Origin of the sequence: Pelomonas sp. Root1217, assembly GCF_001425705.1 — a bacterium.
Lineage (GTDB): Bacteria > Pseudomonadota > Gammaproteobacteria > Burkholderiales > Burkholderiaceae_C > Pelomonas.
This window is the reverse complement of sequence record NZ_LMDC01000012.1, coordinates 863,471-879,625: the sequence shown is the minus strand read 5'-3', so window position 1 is coordinate 879,625 and position 16,155 is coordinate 863,471. Positions and strand designations below refer to the sequence as shown.

General features: G+C 67.7%; 12 protein-coding genes and 1 pseudogene. 2 read left to right on the top strand and 11 right to left on the bottom strand.

Annotation, left to right across the window (positions count from 1 at the left end; translation table 11 throughout):
* Positions 1–115: 115 nt before the first annotated feature.
* Genes ASC95_RS12985 through ASC95_RS12975 form a run of 3 tightly spaced genes read right to left on the bottom strand, consistent with a single transcriptional unit; the run spans position 116 to position 3,997 of the window.
* Positions 116–1,804 carry a DUF885 domain-containing protein gene (locus tag ASC95_RS12985; RefSeq protein WP_057298098.1) on the bottom strand — a complete coding sequence of 563 codons (1,689 nt, stop codon included), beginning with the start codon at positions 1,802–1,804 and terminating at the stop codon, positions 116–118.
* The gene (gene gshB / locus ASC95_RS12980) at positions 1,801–2,760 is read right to left on the bottom strand and encodes a glutathione synthase (RefSeq protein ID WP_057298097.1); all 960 of its coding nucleotides are present in this window, start codon (positions 2,758–2,760) and stop codon (positions 1,801–1,803) included. The genes ASC95_RS12985 and gshB overlap by 4 nt, the downstream gene beginning before the upstream one ends.
* A 58-nt stretch (positions 2,761–2,818) precedes the next feature.
* On the bottom strand, positions 2,819–3,997 hold the full coding sequence (locus tag ASC95_RS12975) for a benzoate/H(+) symporter BenE family transporter (RefSeq protein ID WP_057298096.1): 1,179 nt from the start codon (positions 3,995–3,997) through the stop codon (positions 2,819–2,821).
* Positions 3,998–4,188: 191 nt separating this feature from the next.
* Here ASC95_RS12975 and ASC95_RS12970 point away from each other — a divergent pair, with 191 nt between their 5' ends.
* On the top strand, positions 4,189–4,962 hold the full coding sequence (locus ASC95_RS12970; RefSeq protein WP_057298095.1) for a class II glutamine amidotransferase: 774 nt from the start codon (positions 4,189–4,191) through the stop codon (positions 4,960–4,962).
* 14 nt (positions 4,963–4,976) lie between these two features.
* Here the strand turns inward: ASC95_RS12970 and ASC95_RS12965 are convergent, their stop codons facing one another.
* From ASC95_RS12965 to ASC95_RS12935, 8 genes are all read right to left on the bottom strand, one after another.
* Entirely contained in the window at positions 4,977–6,824 is a 1,848-nt protein-coding gene (locus ASC95_RS12965) for a potassium transporter Kup (protein WP_057298094.1), read from the bottom strand.
* A 182-nt stretch (positions 6,825–7,006) separates the two neighbouring features.
* On the bottom strand, positions 7,007–9,007 hold the full coding sequence (locus tag ASC95_RS12960; RefSeq protein WP_057298093.1) for a M13 family metallopeptidase: 2,001 nt from the start codon (positions 9,005–9,007) through the stop codon (positions 7,007–7,009).
* A 68-nt stretch (positions 9,008–9,075) separates the two neighbouring features.
* On the bottom strand, positions 9,076–10,341 hold the full coding sequence (gene gshA / locus ASC95_RS12955; RefSeq protein ID WP_057298092.1) for a glutamate--cysteine ligase: 1,266 nt from the start codon (positions 10,339–10,341) through the stop codon (positions 9,076–9,078).
* A 208-nt stretch (positions 10,342–10,549) separates the two neighbouring features.
* Positions 10,550–11,683, bottom strand: coding sequence for a GGDEF domain-containing protein (locus ASC95_RS12950; protein ID WP_162250769.1), 1,134 nt, complete (start codon positions 11,681–11,683; stop codon positions 10,550–10,552).
* A 100-nt stretch (positions 11,684–11,783) separates the two neighbouring features.
* Positions 11,784–13,310 carry an ammonium transporter gene (gene amt / locus ASC95_RS12945; RefSeq protein ID WP_057298090.1) on the bottom strand — a complete coding sequence of 509 codons (1,527 nt, stop codon included), beginning with the start codon at positions 13,308–13,310 and terminating at the stop codon, positions 11,784–11,786.
* Between the two features lie 35 nt (positions 13,311–13,345).
* Complete coding sequence (gene glnK / locus ASC95_RS12940) at positions 13,346–13,684, bottom strand: P-II family nitrogen regulator (RefSeq protein WP_056192325.1); 339 nt, start codon at positions 13,682–13,684, stop codon at positions 13,346–13,348.
* A 15-nt stretch (positions 13,685–13,699) separates the two neighbouring features.
* Positions 13,700–13,876 (bottom strand): TorF family putative porin, encoded by a 177-nt coding sequence (locus tag ASC95_RS32520; RefSeq protein ID WP_369820608.1) that lies wholly within the window; start codon positions 13,874–13,876, stop codon positions 13,700–13,702.
* Positions 13,843–14,442 (bottom strand): TorF family putative porin, encoded by a 600-nt coding sequence (locus ASC95_RS12935; RefSeq protein ID WP_369820607.1) that lies wholly within the window; start codon positions 14,440–14,442, stop codon positions 13,843–13,845. The genes ASC95_RS32520 and ASC95_RS12935 overlap by 34 nt, the downstream gene beginning before the upstream one ends.
* A gap of 324 nt (positions 14,443–14,766) precedes the next feature.
* Here ASC95_RS12935 and ASC95_RS12930 point away from each other — a divergent pair.
* A pseudogene (locus ASC95_RS12930) lies at positions 14,767–15,912 on the top strand (YifB family Mg chelatase-like AAA ATPase); the annotation flags it as partial.
* Between the last annotated feature and the right edge of the window lie 243 nt (positions 15,913–16,155).

Genomic DNA, 16,155 nt, shown 5'->3' with positions numbered 1-16,155 from the left:
CCCCCGAGCTAGCTCGCGGGCGATGTGCTTGTGGCCCAATGCCGCAAGCATCGCCGTCCCCTCGGGGGACCGACCAGGCTTGCCGCGTTCAGCGGAGCAAGCCTGGGCGAGGGGCTCACAACATCTCCGCCGCAATCAACCGCACCGGCGCATTGCCGTAGCTCAGGAACTGCTCGTGGAAGGCCTTGAGGTTGAACCCCGGCCTGGCCTTGAGCGCCTCGCGCAGCGCAAAGATCTCGCTGTAGCCGCTGAAATAGCTGGTCAGCTGCACCGAGCTGAGCTGCACGCGGCGCCATTTTTCCTTGGCCTCGCGTTCGGTCTGGAAGGCCTGGCGCGTCAGCAGGTCCAGCGCGTCGGCCTCGGTCATGCCGAGCACGTGCACGCTGTAGTCGAGCACGGTGTTGGTGACCGAGCGCAGATGCCATTTGCCGTACATCAGCGTCATCTCCGGCGAGGCGCCGTAGCCGCTCTCGATCATCATGCGCTCGCCGTAGACGGCCCAGCCCTCCACCATCGCGCCGTTGCCGAACAGGGCCTTGACCTTGCTGGGCGCGCGGTTGGCGTGCACGAGCTGGGTGTAGTGGCCGGGGATGGCCTCATGGATGTTGAGGATCTGCAGGATCCAGTGGTTGTATTCGCGCAGTGAACTCTCGGCCTGCTCGGGCGTCAGGTCGTCCAGCGGCGTGACGTTGTAATAGGTGCGGTCCTGCGGCCGGTAGGCGCCGGGCGCCTCAATGCTGGCGCCGGCCACGCCGCGCTGGTATTCGGGCGTCTCGCGCACGGCCAGCGGTTTGCTGGCGTCCTGGCTCAGCAGGTCGTGGTCGCGCACCCAGGCTTCGAGCTGGGGGATCTGCGCGCGGATCTCGTCGACGAAGCGCTCGCGGGCGACATGCCTTTCGCTGAGCTTGGCGATGACGCGGCCGATCAGCGCAAAGCGGTCGGCAGGCGGTGCCTCGCTGCCGATGACGGTGGGCCAGAGGGCCGCGGCCTGTGTCTGCATGCTGGCCAGCACCTCCTCGCGGCGCTGCTGGGCCAGTTCGTAGGTTTCACGCGCCGTGCGCGCAGACTGGATGTCATGGGCGAACTTGGGCTCGTAGAACTCGGCGCCGAGGCGGAAAGGCCGGCGCGCCGCAGGCAGCAGGCGCTTCAGGTGGGCCACATAGGCCTCGACGGCCGAGCGCGCTGCAGCCAGCGGCAACCTGAAGGACGCCGCCTGGCCGGCTTCGGCCGCGCGCTTGGCAATGTCGTCCAGCACACCGACGACGCCAGGCGCCTGCTGGATGGCCAGCTCGGTGTGCTCGCGCGTGACCCCGCCGAGGCTGAGCCGGGCCGCCCGGTAGAACGCCGGCAGGGCCGTGATGCGGGGCCTCAGTGCCCCGAGCCTCTGTGGCAAGGGCGCGTAGTCGGTGTTCAGCAGCAGATCCAGCGGCGCGGCAGGGTTGTGCTCGGCCGGGTTCCAGGACCATTCACGCAGCGTGTCCAGGCGCCAGAGGTCGCTCTGGATCTTGGCGACGAGCATGGTGCGGTCCATGCGCTGGCTGGTATTCAGCGCCGCCTCGGGTTGACGCTCAAACTCGGCCTGCCACTGCGTCAGGAAGGCCCGCATGCGCTCGCGCTGGGCGTTGCTGGGCAAAGTGACTTGCGGGGCGAATTCGAAGCGCCCGGCGGCCACGGCTGCATCGGGGTCCTGGCGCCACAGTGCCTCGAGGAACTTGTCGGTCAGCTTGCCGAAGCCCGCATCCTGGGCGAATGCCGGCAACGCAATGGCCGACAAGCCGAAGGCGGCGAAGTCACGGCGCCTCATGCCATGGCCTCTTCCAGCGCATCGACGAACATCTTGGCCACATCAAAGCCGCTCTGGTCCGTGATCTCCTGGAAGCAGGTCGGGCTGGTCACGTTGATCTCGGTGACGTTCTCGCCGATGACGTCCAGGCCCACCAGCAGCAGGCCGCGTGCGGCCAGGATGGGGCCGAGGTATTCGGCGATCTCGCGGTCGCGAGCGGTCAGCGGACGGGCCACGCCCTTGCCGCCGGCGGCCAGGTTGCCGCGCACCTCGTTGCCCTGCGGGATGCGCGCCAGGCAATGCGGCACGGGCTTGCCGCCGATGATGAGGATGCGCTTGTCGCCCTCCGTGATGGCGGGGATGAAGCGCTGCACCATGACCGTCTGCGTGCTGTCCTTGTTCAGCGTCTCGATGATGCTGCCCAGGTTCAGGCCGTCGTCCTTGACGCGGAAAATGCCCATGCCGCCCATGCCGTCCAGGGGCTTGAGAATGATGTCGCGCTGCTCGGCATGGAAGGCGCGGATCTCGGCCGGGTCGCGCGTGACCAGGGTGGGCGAGATGAACTGCGGGAACTCGAGGATGGCGAGCTTTTCGGGGTGCTCGCGCAGGGCGCTGGCGCGGTTGAAGACGCGGGCGCCCTCTCGCTCGGCCTGGCTGAGCAGATGGGTGGCGTAGAAGAACTCGCTGTCAAAGGGCGGGTCCTTGCGCATCAGCACGGCATCGACATCGGCCAGCGCCACATCACCGGTCGACGTGACGGTGTACCAGGCGTCGCTGTCCTCCCCGGTTTGACCCGTCAGCGCGATCTCCAGCGCGCCGCGCGCCGTGACGCGACCGCCGCGCTGCCAGACGAGCTGGCTGGCCTCGCAGGCGACGATGCTGTGGCCGCGCCGGCCGGCCTCGCGCATCATGGCGAAGGTGGAGTCCTTGTAGGTCTTGAAGGTGGATAGCGGGTCGGCAACGAAGAGCAGCTTCATGATCGAGGGGGCCTGTGCAATCCAGCCAGTGTTGCACAGGGCCGGCCACCTCGCCCACCTAAGGCCGAGGGCGGCGGAAGGTCGCGGCCAGCGTCGCAATGCCGCCCGCCACCACGCCCCAGAAGGCCGCGCCGATGCCGAAGACGCTGATGCCGGACAGGCAGACGAGGAAGGTCAGGATGGCCGCGTCACGGTGGGCCTCGTCCTTCAGCGAGGTGGCCAGCGCGCCGGCGATGGTGCCCAGCAGGGCCAGGCCGGCGATCGCCGCGACGAGTTCGCGCGGAAAGGCGGCCAGCAGCATGGCGACGGCGCCGCCCGCCAGGCCGACGAGGACATAGAACAGGCCCGCGGCGATGGACGCCGTGTAGCGCCGCGCCGGGTCCTCATGCGCCTCACGGCCCATGCAGATGGCGGCCGTGATGGCGGCCAGGTTGAAGGCATAGCCGCCGAAAGGCGCCAGCAGCGTTGTCGCCGCGCCGGTCACGGCGATGGAAGCGGACACGGGCGTTGCATAGCCACTGGCCCGCTGGGCTGCGACGCCGGGCAGGTTCTGCGAGGCCATCGTGACGATGAACAGCGGCAGGGCCACGCCGATGGCGGCATGCCAGGTGAACTCGGGCGCGGTCCAGACCGGCGTCACGAAGATCTGGCCCGTGTCGATGCCGAGGAAGCTGAGCCGGCCCTGGGCCAGGGCGGTGATGACGCCGGCGATCAGCACGCCGGGCACGGCATAGCGCGGCCACAGGCGCCGCCCCAGCAGATAGGCGGCGGCCATCGCCAGCACGAGCTCCGGCGCGGTCTTGGCGCTGGCCACCGCGTCCAGGCCGAAGCGGGCCAGCACGCCGGCCAGCAGCGCCGAGGCGACGGCCACGGGAATGCGGTCCATCAGCCTCTCGAACCAGCCACTGGCGCCGGCCCAGGCAATGAGCAGGCCGCAGACGATGAAGGCGCCGACTGCCTCGGGCATGTCCAGGCCCGAGGTGGACGCGAGCAGGGCCGCGCCCGGCGTGGACCAGGCCGTCAGCACGGGCTGACGCGTCCACAGGCTCAAGGCCAGGCTGGTGACGCCCATGCCCAGGCCCAGGGCCCACAGCCAGGAGGCCGTCTGGGCCTGCGTCGCGCCCAGTGCCACGGTGGCCTGGAAGATGATGGCCACCGAGCTGGTGTAGCCCACCAGCACCGCGACGAAGCCGGCAACGACGGTGGACGGCGAAAAGTCTTGCAGCAGAGAACGCATGCGGCCAGCATAAGTTGAGCCCCTCGTCCAGGCTCGCGCCGCTGGACGCGGGCGCGCCTGACCGGTCCCCCGCGGGGACGAGGCCGCCCGCGGCATCGAGCCGCGTGCAGCCACAGGCGGGCCGGCTTGGGGCGGCCCGGCGCTCGGCCCGAATACAGCCGAGGCATGATGTGACCTGAGGAGATCTGTCGATGTGCCGTTTCCTCGCCTACTCGGGCGACGCGATCTTTCTGGAAGACCTGGTCTGCAAGCCGCGCCATTCCCTGGTGCGCCAAAGCCTGCAGGCTTCAGAGGCCAAGTCGGTCACCAATGGCGATGGCTTCGGCATCGGCTGGTACGGCGAGCGCGACACGCCCGGCGTCTACCGCGAGGTGATGCCGGCCTGGAGCGACGACAACCTGATGGCCCTGTGCGCCAACGTGCGCTCCCACCTCTTCATGGCTCATGTGCGGGCGGCGACGGGGGGCGGTGTCTCCAGGCAGAACTGCCATCCCTTTCATCTGGACCGCTATCTCTTCATCCACAACGGCCAGGTGGGCGACTTTCCGCGGCTGCGCCGTGGCATGGAAGCGCAACTGAGCGACGAGCTCTACGACCTGAAGCGCGGTGCGACGGATTCGGAGCTGCTCTTCCTGCTCATCATGGGCCGTGTGCGGGCCGGCGCGACGGTCGAGGCGGCAACGCGCCAGGTGCTGCTGGACACGGTGGATGAAATGGAGGCGCGCGGCGTCACGACGCCGCTGCGCTTCTCGGCGGCTCTTTCCGACGGCGAGCAGCTCTGGGCGGTGCGCTGGGCCAGCGACGACAAGCCGCCCAGCCTCTATCTCAAGCCCCAGCCGGGCGGCTGGGCGATTGCATCAGAACCGCTGGGCGACGACGCCGAGGCCTGGCAGCCACTGGCCAAGGGCGAGGTCGTGCATGTGCATGACGGGCGCATCGAGCGCCGGCTTCTCTGTGGCAGTTAGCGCCTGCCGAGACCTTAGATCTCGACCTTGGAGCCCAGCTCGACGATGCGGTTGGTCGGCAGGTGCAGGAAGTCCGCCGCCGCGGCCGCGTTGCGGTGCATGCTGGCGAAGAGCTTCTCGCGCCACAGTGCCATGCCCGTGCCGATAGTCGGGATGACGATGTCGCGGCTCAGGAAGTAGCTGGTCTCCATCTCGTCGAGCTGCACGCCGTGCTTCTTCAATAGAGCCAGGGCCTCGGGCACGTCGGGCTCGTTCTTGAAGCCGAAGTGCAGGGCCACCTGCCAGCAGTGGTGGCCCAGGGCCTCGACCTCGCAACGCTTCTCGAAGCCGACCCAGGGCACTTCATGGTGCTTGACGGTGACGAAGACGTTCTGCTCGTGCAGCACCTTGTTGTGCTTGAGGTTGTGCAGCAGCGCGTTGGGCGTGGAGCCCTTCTCGGACGACAGGAAGACGGCCGTGCCGGCCACGCGTGTGGGTGGGTTGATGAAGACGGCGTCGAGAAAAGTGTCCAGCTCGATGGCGTCCTCGCGCAGCTTGTCGGACAGCTGCTTGCGGCCCTGCTTCCAGGTCAGCATCAGCGTGAACATGCCGATGCCGATCAAGAGCGGGAACCAGCCGCCGGCGGCCACCTTGAGCAGGTTGGACGCGAGGAAGGTGACGTCGATGAGGAAGAAGATGCCCGTGGCCGCGATGCACAGCGCCAGCGGGTACCTCCAGCCGTAGCGGATGACGAAGAAGGTCATCACCGTCGTGATCGTCATGTCGATGGTGACGGCCACGCCGTAGGCGCCGGCCAGCTTGGTCGACGAGCCGAAGAAGACGACGGCGAGGATGACCAGGCTGAACAGACCCCAGTTGATGAAGGGCACGTAGATCTGGCCGATATCGCGCACGCTGGTGTGCAGCACGCGCAGCCGCGGCAGGATGCCGAGCTGGATGGCCTGCTTGGTGACCGAGAAGGCGGCCGTGATAAGCGCCTGCGACGCGACGATGGCCGCCGCGGTGGCCAGCAGGAAGAGCGGGATCTCGGCCCAGCCCGGTGCCAGCAGGAAGAAGGGGTTCTTCACGCCTTCGGGGTTGTCCAGCAGCATGGCGCCCTGGCCGAAGTAGTTGATCACCAGGGCCGGCATGACGACGCCATACCAGGCAATGCGGATGGGCTTCTTGCCGAAGTGGCCCAGGTCGGCGTAGAGCGCCTCGCCGCCAGTGACGACAAGCACCACGGCACCCAGTGCCACGAAGGCCACCCAGCGGTACTCCAGGCAGAAACGCACCGCATACAGCGGGTTGATGGCCGTCAGAACGTGCGGGTTCTCGACGATGTGCGGCAGGCCCAGCGCAGTCAGCGAGGCGAACCAGGCCAGCATCACGGGCCCGAAGGCCTTGCCGATGCCGCCAGTGCCGAAGCGCTGCACGGCGAACAGCCCGGCGATGACGACGAGGGTCAGCGGCAGGATGGCGTCGTGCAACTGCGGCTCATAGACGTCGATGCCCTCGACGGCGCCCAGCACCGTCATGGCCGGCGTGATCACGGCGTCGCCGAAGAAGATGGCCGTGCCGAACAGGCCCACCAGCAGCAATCCGCGGCGCAGCGCCGGCTTGTCGTTCACCGCATTGGTCGCCAGCGCCAGCATGGCGATGAGACCGCCCTCGCCGTTGTTGTCGGCGCGCAGGATCAGCAGCACATACTTGATCGAAACGACGACGGTCAGCGTCCAGAACAGCAGTGACAGCACGCCGAGGATGTTGTCGGGCGTGGTGGCGACATGGCCGCCATGGAAAACTTCTTTGAGGGCATACAGCGGGCTGGTGCCGATGTCGCCATAGACCACCCCGAGGGCGCCGAGGGTGAGGCCCGCCATTGCCGAAGGGCTGCGAGCCGCGTGGGAAGAACTCACTTCACGAGGGCCACCGGCTTGGAGTGGCGATTGTTCGAAAGTCGGGATTCTGCGCCCGGTTTTGGGTTTTTGTGCGGCGCAGCAAAACCACACAAGCCAGGGTTGACGCCTGCCGGCCAGCAGGCGTACACGCGGGCGGCACCTCGCTACCAGATGCGGATGCGGGCCTCGCTGGGCTTGAACATCTTGTCGCCGGTCTGGGTCTTGAAGGCTTCGTGGAAGCCATCGTGGTTGACGGCGGCGCCGTTGGCGCGGAATTCCGCCGGCGAATGCGGGTCGGCCGTCAGCTGCTGCAGGCGGCGCGGCTCGCGCATCTTCTCGCGCCAGGCCTGCGACCAGCCCATGAAGAAGCGCTGCGGGCCGGTCAGGCCGTCGATGACCGGCGCCGGCTTGCCGCCCAGCGAACGCAGATAGGCCTTGTAGGCAATCTGCAGGCCGGACAGGTCGGCGATGTTCTCGCCCAGTGTCAGCTTGCCGTTCACATGCTTGCCGGCGATGGGTTCATAGGTTTCGTACTGGGCCACCAGACGGGCGCCGATGGCCTCGAAGGCCTGGCGGTCGGCATCCGTCCACCAGTTGGCCAGGGCGCCGTCGCCGTCGAACTGGCTGCCTTCGTCATCGAAGCCATGGCTGATCTCATGGCCGATGACGGCACCGATGGCGCCGTAGTTGACCGCGTCGTCGGCCCGGGTGTTGTAGAGGGGCGGCTGCAGCACGGCGGCCGGGAAGACGATCTCGTTGAAGCTCGGGTTGTAGTAGGCGTTGACGGTCTGCGGCGTCATGCCCCATTCGCGCTTGTCCACCGGCTTGCCGGCCTTGGCGGCCTGGCGCAGCCATTCGAAGCGCACCGCACGCTCGCGGTTGCCGGTCGGGTCGCCGGCCTTGATTTCCAGCGTGGCATAGCTGCGCCAGACGTCGGGGTAGCCGATCTTGACCAGATATTTGGACAGCTTGTCCTTGGCCTTGGCCTTGGTGGGCGGCGTCATCCAGCTCAGGCCGTCGATGGACTCGCCATAGGCGGCCATCAGGTTGTTGACAAGCTTGAGCATGCGGGCCTTGTCCGCGGCCTGGAAGTTGCGCTTCACATAGGCCTCGCCAACGGCCTCGCCCAGCGCGTTGTTCAGGTCGGCCACCGCCTGCTGCCAACGCGGCTGCTCGGCCTTGGCACCGCTGAGCGCCGTGCCACGGAAGGCAAAGCGGGCTTCGCGGAAGGCCTGGGGCAGCACGTCGGCCCGGCCGTCGAGCGCACGCAGCGCCAGGTAGGCGCGCAGGTCTTCGAAAGGCGCCTCGGCCAGCAGCTTGGCGGCGGCAGCGGCATAGCTGGGCTGGGCCACGATGACCCGGTCCGGCGACGGCACGGACGCGGCGGCCAGCAATGCCGCCCAGTCCAGGCCCGGCAGCCTGGTGGCCAGTTCGGCCGGCGTCATGGGGTTGTAGATCTTTTGCGGGTCGCGGTTGTCCTCGGCCGGCCACTGGGCTTCGGCCAGCCGTTGTTCGACGGCGTAGGCCCGCGCCGCGGCGCCCTCGGGCAGGCCGGCAGCGCTGGCCAGCGTCTGCAGATACGCCTGGTAGGCCGTGCGGGCTGCAGCCATGCGGGCGTCGTCCTTCAGGTAGTAGTCGCGGTTCGGCAGGCCCAGGCCGGTCTGGTTCAGCGTCAGGCGGTTGATGCCGGGCTGCTTGAAGTCGGCATCGACAACCATCGTCAGCGGCTGGTCGATGACGCCGTTCTGGCGCCCCAGCCAGGTGGCGATCTGCTGGCGGGTCTGGAGAGCGGCAATACCGTCCAGCACCGGCTTCATCGGCGCAAGGCCGGCCTTGTCGATGGCGGCCGTGTCCATGAAGCCGGCGTAGTAGGCGCCGATCTTGTGTTCCGCCGAACCGGGCTTGGCCTGGGCCAGCCCCTCGACGAGGGCGCGCACGCGCTGGTCGGACAGGTCGCGCAGCTGGGCCACCATGCCGAAGGAGGACTTGTCGGCCGGGATCTCGGTGGTGGCCAGCCAGTGGCCGTTGCCGGCACGGAACAGGTCGTCCTGCGGGCGCATGGTGCGGTCGATGCCGGCGAGGTCGAGGCCGGAATGCGGCGCGGCGCAGGCAAGGCCGGCCAACTGGAGGGACACAACGAGGGCGGCGAGGCGGTAGATCTTCATCTGAGGCAGCGGTTTGCGCGAAACCGCCAGCCTAGATCAAAGGCCGCGCCCTGCCGAAAGTTGCCCGCTCAGGCGGCTTCGGCTTCCGCCTGCGGATCAGTCGCCTCCAGCTCATAGCTGGCCGCCAGCATGGCCAGCCTGCCAATGACGCCATACATGTAGAAGCGGTTGGGCGCGCTCGCTCCAGGCTTCTCGCCGGGGCGCGGCAGATGAGGTGACTCGGCGAAGGCCAGCGGCACGTAGCTGGCGCCCGGCGCGTTCAAGCTCTCGTCGATGCCGCGGTGGGCATGCACGCGGTAGTAACCGCCAACGACATAGCGGTCCATCATGTAGACGACCGGTTCGGCCACGGCCTCGTGCACGCGCTCATGCGTGGGCACACCCTCCTGCACGATGACTTCCTGGCCCAGGTTCTCGGGCAGTGCTGCAGCCAGACCCTCGATGTCCTTGGCGTCGCGCACCGTCATGACGCTCTTGCCGTAGCTGCCCACATCGCTCTTGATGATGACGAAGGGCTTCTCGTTGATGCCGTATTCCTTGTACTTGCGGCGCACCTTGGTCAGCTGGGCATCGGCAGCCGTCTGCAGAGCCTCAAGGCCCTTCTTGCCGTGCAGGTCGACGCTCTGGGACATCGGCGTGATCAGCCAGGGGTCCATGCCCAGCAGCTTGCCGAAGCGCTTGGCCACTTCCTCGTAGGCGCGGAAGTGCTGGCTCTTGCGCCGCACTGTCCAGCCGGCGTGCAGCGGTGGCAGCAGGTATTGCTCGTGCAGCCCCATCAGCTGTGGCGGCGTGCCGGCGGAGAGGTCGTTGTTGAGCAGGATGGTGCAGGGGTCGAAACCCTTGAGCATCAGCCGGCCACGCTTGCGCACCAGCGGCTCGACGACCAGGGTCTCGCCGTTTTGCATGCGCAGCTCGGTCGGCTCGGTGACGCTGGTGTCCAGCGTGCCGAAGCGCACGTTCAGGCCGGCCTGCGTGAAGATACGCGCCAGCGTGGCAAGGTTCTCCAGGTAGAAGCTGCACTGGGCGCCGGTCTCGGGAATGACCAGCAGGTTGCGCGCCTCGGGGCAGATCTTCTCGATGGCTGCCATGGCGGCCTGCACCGCCTGGGGCAGCATCTGGGCGGTAAGGTGGTTGAAGCCGCCGGGGAAAAGGTTGGTGTCGACCGGCGCCAGCTTGAAGCCGGCATTGCGCAGGTCCACCGAGGCGTAGAAGGTCGGCGTGTGCTCCATCCATTCCAGCCTGAACCAGCGTTCCGTGGCCGGCATGGATTCCAGGATGCGGGCCTCCAGCTCATTGATGGGGCCGTTGAGGGCGGTGATCAGATGGGGAACCATGGCCGAATGATCTCAGAAGCTGTGAATGGACTCTGCGCGGCCGAGCAGACCGCCGCAGCGTCGCCAATCAAGGCGCAAAACGCCGCCGTAGCTGGGGGCTACGGCAAGTTTTGCAACGCCGAGTGGCGGCGTTGCGGCGAGATGAGCGGGCGTGCGGTGTTCGTTTGCAGCTTCTGCAGGTGGACCCACCTGGGGGCGACCAGGCGGATCACAAGACGCCGTCCGCGCAGGAGGTGCGCCCGCGCCCGGCGTTCTTGGCGCGGTAGAGCTCATCGTCGGCCCGCTTGATGGCAGCGGCCAGGGCCTCGCCAGGCTGGACGCGCACGGCGCCGGCACTGAAGTCGACAACGAAGCCCAGGCTCGCCTCACAGCGTCGGGTCAGTGCCATGTGCAGGCGCGAGTCCAGCCGGCCGAAGGCCTCGGGCTCGCAGTGCTGCAGCAGCAGGCAGAACTCCTCGCCGCCGTAGCGGCCGACCAGGTCGCTGGCGCGCAGTTCGCCGCGCAGCACTTCGCCGGCCAGCTTGAGCACCTCGTCGCCGACCGGGTGGCCGCGTTCGTCGTTGACGCGCTTGAAGTGATCCAGGTCCAGCATCAGCAGCACGGGAGCCGCCTCTGTCGTGGCGCCGATACCCAGCGCCCGGCCGGCGCGGCTCATCCATTCGCGGCGATTCAGCAGGCCGGTCAGGGTGTCCAGCGACGCCAGCCGCACCAGAGCCTGCTCGGCCGCGTCACGATGGGCCAGCAAAAAGCCCATGGTGCCGAGCACGAGGCTGGCGTTGAGCAGCATCATCGAGCCGATATTGAGCGGGTTGGGCGTGAGAAAGCGCGGATAGATCTCGGGCCAGCCCAGTACCAGGCAGCCGCGGGCCAGCGTCATCACGCCGTTGGCCAGCGCCGCGCCGCCGCACAGCCAGCGCCAGCGCACGCCGTCAGCGCCGCGCAGCAGCAGCACGCTGGCCCAGATGATCTGGGCGCCGATGGTCAGGTTGGTCACGCCAGTGGCGACGCCAAGGTCGCTGAAGACCAGGGCATGCACGACGCCCAGCCCCAGCGGCGCACCCAGCAGCCAGCGCCGTGAGGCCGCCAGCCCCAGGAAGCGGCAGACCGTGATCACCGTGGCCGAGGCCGACCCGCTCAGCGCCATGACCCCGAGCGTCGCCAGCAGGCGCGGTGCGCCCAAGGTGGCGCCAATCAACAGGCCGAAGCCGAACGCCTGGCCGAGCAGCATGAACTGCCAGGCCTGCAAGCCGCTGCGGGCGCGCAGTCCAACGCCCACGGCCAGCGCCAAGCTCATCAGCAGCGCGTTGACCAGCACCGCCCCGAGAAGGGTGATGACATCCATGCAGGCCAGCATAGCGGCGGGTCCGCAGGGGCCAAGAAAAAGCCGCCCCGAGGGGCGGCCTGGCGTGAAAGAGGGGCCGGCCTGACGCCGGTCCCCAGGATCACTTGTGGTAGGCCGTCTCGCCGTGCGACGAGATGTCCAGGCCTTCGCGCTCTTCCTCTTCGGTGACGCGCAGGCCGATGGTCAGGTCGACCAGCTTGTAGGCGATCAGCGAGACGATGCCCGACCAGACGATGGTGATGCCGACGGCCTTGGCCTGGATCCAGAACTGCGCACCGATCGAGAAGTCGGCCGGCGTGATCATGGTCGCCGTGACCCAGTCACCCATGGCGCTGGGGCCGCCCAGGTTGGGCGACGCGAACACACCGGTCAGCAGGGCGCCGACGATGCCGCCGACACCGTGCACGCCGAAGACATCCAGCGAGTCGTCCGCACCGAGCAACTTCTTCAGGCCCGACACACCCCACAGGCAGGCGAAGCCGGCGACGATGCCGATGACGAGACCGCCACCGATACCGACGTTGCCCGCAGCTGGCGTGATGGCCACGAGGCCGGCGACGGCACCCGAAGCAGCACCCAGCATCGAGGCCTTGCCCTTGAGCAGCGCTTCACCGACGCACCAGGCCAGCACGGCGGCAGCCGTGGCAGCGAAGGTGTTGATGAAGGCCAGAGCCGCGAAGCCATTGGCTTCCAGCGCCGAGCCGGCGTTGAAGCCGAACCAGCCCACCCACAGCAGCGAGGCACCGACCATGGTCAGCGTCAGGCTGTGCGGCGTGAACTGCTCCTTGCCGTAGCCAACGCGCTTGCCGATCATGAAGGCACCCACCAGGCCCGCGACGGCGGCGTTGATGTGCACCACGGTGCCGCCGGCGAAGTCCAGTGCACCCATCTGCCAGATGTAGCCGGCCTTGGCATTCATCGCATCAGCAACTTCCTTGGCCGTGTAGGCGTCCGGGCCCATCCAGAACCAGACCATGTGGGCGATCGGCAGGTAGCTGAACGTGAACCACAGCGTCAGGAAGGCCAGGGCCGCCGAGAACTTGATGCGCTCGGCGAAGGCGCCAATGATCAGGCAGGCGGTGATGCCGGCGAAGGTGGCCTGGAAGGCGGCGAACACCATCTCGTACATCGGCACACCCTTGCTGAAGGTGGCGCCAGTGGCGAAGGTGCCCGCGACGTTGTCCCAGATGCCCTTCATGAAGACGCGATCCGTGCCACCGATGAAGGCGTTGCCCTCGGTGAACGCGAAGCTGTAGCCGTACAGCACCCACAGCACGACGATCAGCGAGAAGCCGACCATGACCTGCATCAGCACCGATAGCATGTTCTTGCTGCGCACCAGGCCGCCGTAGAACAGCGCCAGGCCAGGCACCGTCATCATGATGACGAGCAGCGTGGACAGCAGCATCCAGGCGGTGTCGCCCTTGTTGGGCACGGCCGCCGCCGGAGCGGAAGCCGCGTCGGCCGGCGCGGAAGCCGCAGTGTCGGCCGCGGACGCGGCCGGGGCGGCTGCGGTCGCAGCAGCAGCCACGGCGGAGGCAGGCGCCGAGGCCGGATCCTGGGCCCAGGCCGCGGCCGGCACCAGCACGGCTGCCGCTAGGGCGAGGCCGGCAAGGAATTTCTTCATTTGAGTGATCTCCAAATGGTTGTTATGGACGCGCGTCAGAGCGCGTCATTGCCGGTTTCGCCGGTGCGGATGCGTACGACCTGATCCAGCGGCGACACGAAAATCTTGCCGTCACCAATCTTGCCGGTGCGGGCGGAGGACTCGATGGCCTCGATGACGCGCTCGACGACGTCGTCGTTCACGGCGGCCTCGATCTTGACCTTGGGCAGGAAGTCGACGACGTATTCGGCGCCGCGGTACAGCTCGGTGTGGCCCTTCTGGCGCCCGAAGCCCTTGACTTCGGTGACCGTCAGCCCCTGCACGCCGATGGCGCTCAGGGCCTCACGCACCTCGTCGAGCTTGAAGGGCTTGATGACTGCGGTGATCAATTTCATGTCGCTCTCCAGTAATCAGAAGGTCTTCTTCAGGCCGACAACCAGCATGGTCTTGCCCATGAACTTGCCGTTGGCGGGACTGGCGTAGAAGCTCTTGTCGGCATCGGTGCCGATCACGGCGCCGCTCAGCACCAGGCCGGAGAAGTCCTTGGCCAGCGTCAGCGAGTAGTCGGAGTAGGAGCCAGCCGGCACGTGGCGCATCGTCTGGTGGGGTGGCCGACGTGCGGCGTCAGCGTCATGCCGTCACCCAGGTCGAAATTTGCCGACACATCGAAGTAGCCGCTGTACTTGGTGCCCGGCACGCCGAACAGGTTGGTGCCGTTGGTGTTGGAGTACTTCGCCGTCACGGGGCCGTAGCTGAGTGCACCGTAGATTTCGAAGGTATTGGCGCTGGTGGGCAGCTTGTTGCTGGGGTAGTAGTACTGCAGCACGCCGACGTCCAGCGTCAGGCCCGTGGCGACTTCGGTCTTGTAGCCACCGTACAGGTCGACCTCGACCTGGCCGTCGCCGCCCGCGTCCTTGATCCACTTGATCGTCGACGCCCAGGCGCCCACATAGAAACCGCTCGGCGAGGCGTAATCCAGGCCGCCTTGCAGGGCCGGCTTCAGGCGCGACTGCGAGATGCCGCGGTAGCGGTATTCGCTGACGACGCCGACGTTGAACGACAGCGGGTCCGGCGCCGGCGCCGGCTCATCGGCAAACGCAGGCAGAGCGGCCGCGGCCAGTGCCAGAACGAGCAGCGAAGGGGACAACTTCATGGCGGGGAGCTCCTGAGTAAAAAAGTGGTGGGATTCGATCCGGCGGGGTATTTGCAGCTTCCGTGCCAAGCGTCACACCTTGTCACCTCGCACGAATCTGGGCAGGTTGCGCCCACAAGTCAGGCGTTTGCACCAAATTGGATTCGTCTTCGGCTTTGACGGCACTCGTATGGTGCATTCTTGGGAGAGACACCGGGCCGATCTGCAACGGAGCGGCGGCTAGACTGCCCCGTCGGCCCAGGAGCCGCACTGATGCAGGGATCGCTCGCCCCGGCACGATCAATGCAGCCGCCAGCGTCAACCACCCACGCCAGCTGACCTTCAATGAGTCTCGCCACCGTCTACAGCCGCGCTCTCGATGGCCTCGCCGCCGCGCCGGTCACCGTGGAAGTCCATCTGGCCAACGGCCTGCCGTCGTTCACGGTCGTCGGGCTCGCAGACACCGAGGTCAAGGAAGCGCGGGAACGCGTGCGCGCGGCGCTGCAGAACAGCGGGCTGTCATTTCCAGCGAACAAGCGCATCACGGTAAACCTCGCCCCGGCCGACCTGCCCAAGGAAGGTGGCCGATTTGATTTGCCGATGGCACTGGGCCTGCTCGCCGCGAACGGCCAGATCGATGCCGCCAGGCTCGCGCGCTTCGAGTGCGCGGGCGAACTGTCGCTGGCCGGCGAAGTGCGCGCGGTGCGCGGCGCCCTGGCCATGGCCCTGGCGCTACGCCAGGATGGTGGCGAGCGAGAACTGCTGCTGCCCGAGGCCAGCGCCGCCGAGGCGGCTCTCGTCGACGGCCTGGTGGTGCGGCAGGCCCGCCATCTGCTTGATGTGGTGGCAGCTCTGCAGCCCGACGGCGAAGCCCTGCCGCGCGCCGCCGCCCTGACCCGCGCGGCCGCATGCGGCCAGCCCGATCTCGCCGACATCAAGGGCCAGGCCGGCCCCAAGCGGGCGCTGGAGATCGCCGCGGCGGGCGGCCACAGCCTGCTGCTGGTGGGCCCGCCCGGCACGGGCAAGTCCATGCTGGCGCGACGCCTGTCCGCCCTGCTGCCGGCGCTGGATGACGAAGCTGCGCTGGAATCCGCCGCTGTGCTCAGCCTGGCCGGCCAGTTCGACATCGCACGCTGGGGGCAACGCCCGCTGCGCTCGCCCCACCACTCGGCGTCGAGCGTGGCGCTGGTGGGTGGCGGCTCACCGCCCCGGCCGGGTGAAATCTCGCTGGCGCAGCACGGCGTGCTCTTCCTGGATGAATTGCCCGAATTCCCCCGCGCCGCGCTGGAAGCCCTGCGCGAGCCGCTGGAGACCGGCCGCATCCTGATCTCGCGCGCCGCCCGCCAGGCCGAATTCCCGGCGCGCTTCCAGCTCGTTGCCGCGATGAACCCTTGCCCCTGTGGTCATCTGGGCAGCCCTTTGAAGGCCTGCCGCTGCTCTCCCGATCAGGTTTCGCGCTACCTGTGGGGATCCAAAGTTCGCGCGCCTTTGTCAAAGTTGTTACGCCAGCTTTTGCAGAGTTGGCGACTTCAGCCACCGCGTGACGCCTGGACTGACTTCACAGGAAGCTGCCAGCGCTGTTGACTCTGTGTTTCTTTTGATGATCGGGGCGTGAAGACCGCCGCGCCAGGCTCTTTGCGAGTCAACAGCGACTGCAGCATGTCCTGGACTTGAGTCCAATGTCGTGACGCTTCAGCAGCGCTCGTTCGCGCAAACGCGGATTTATCGCGGGCA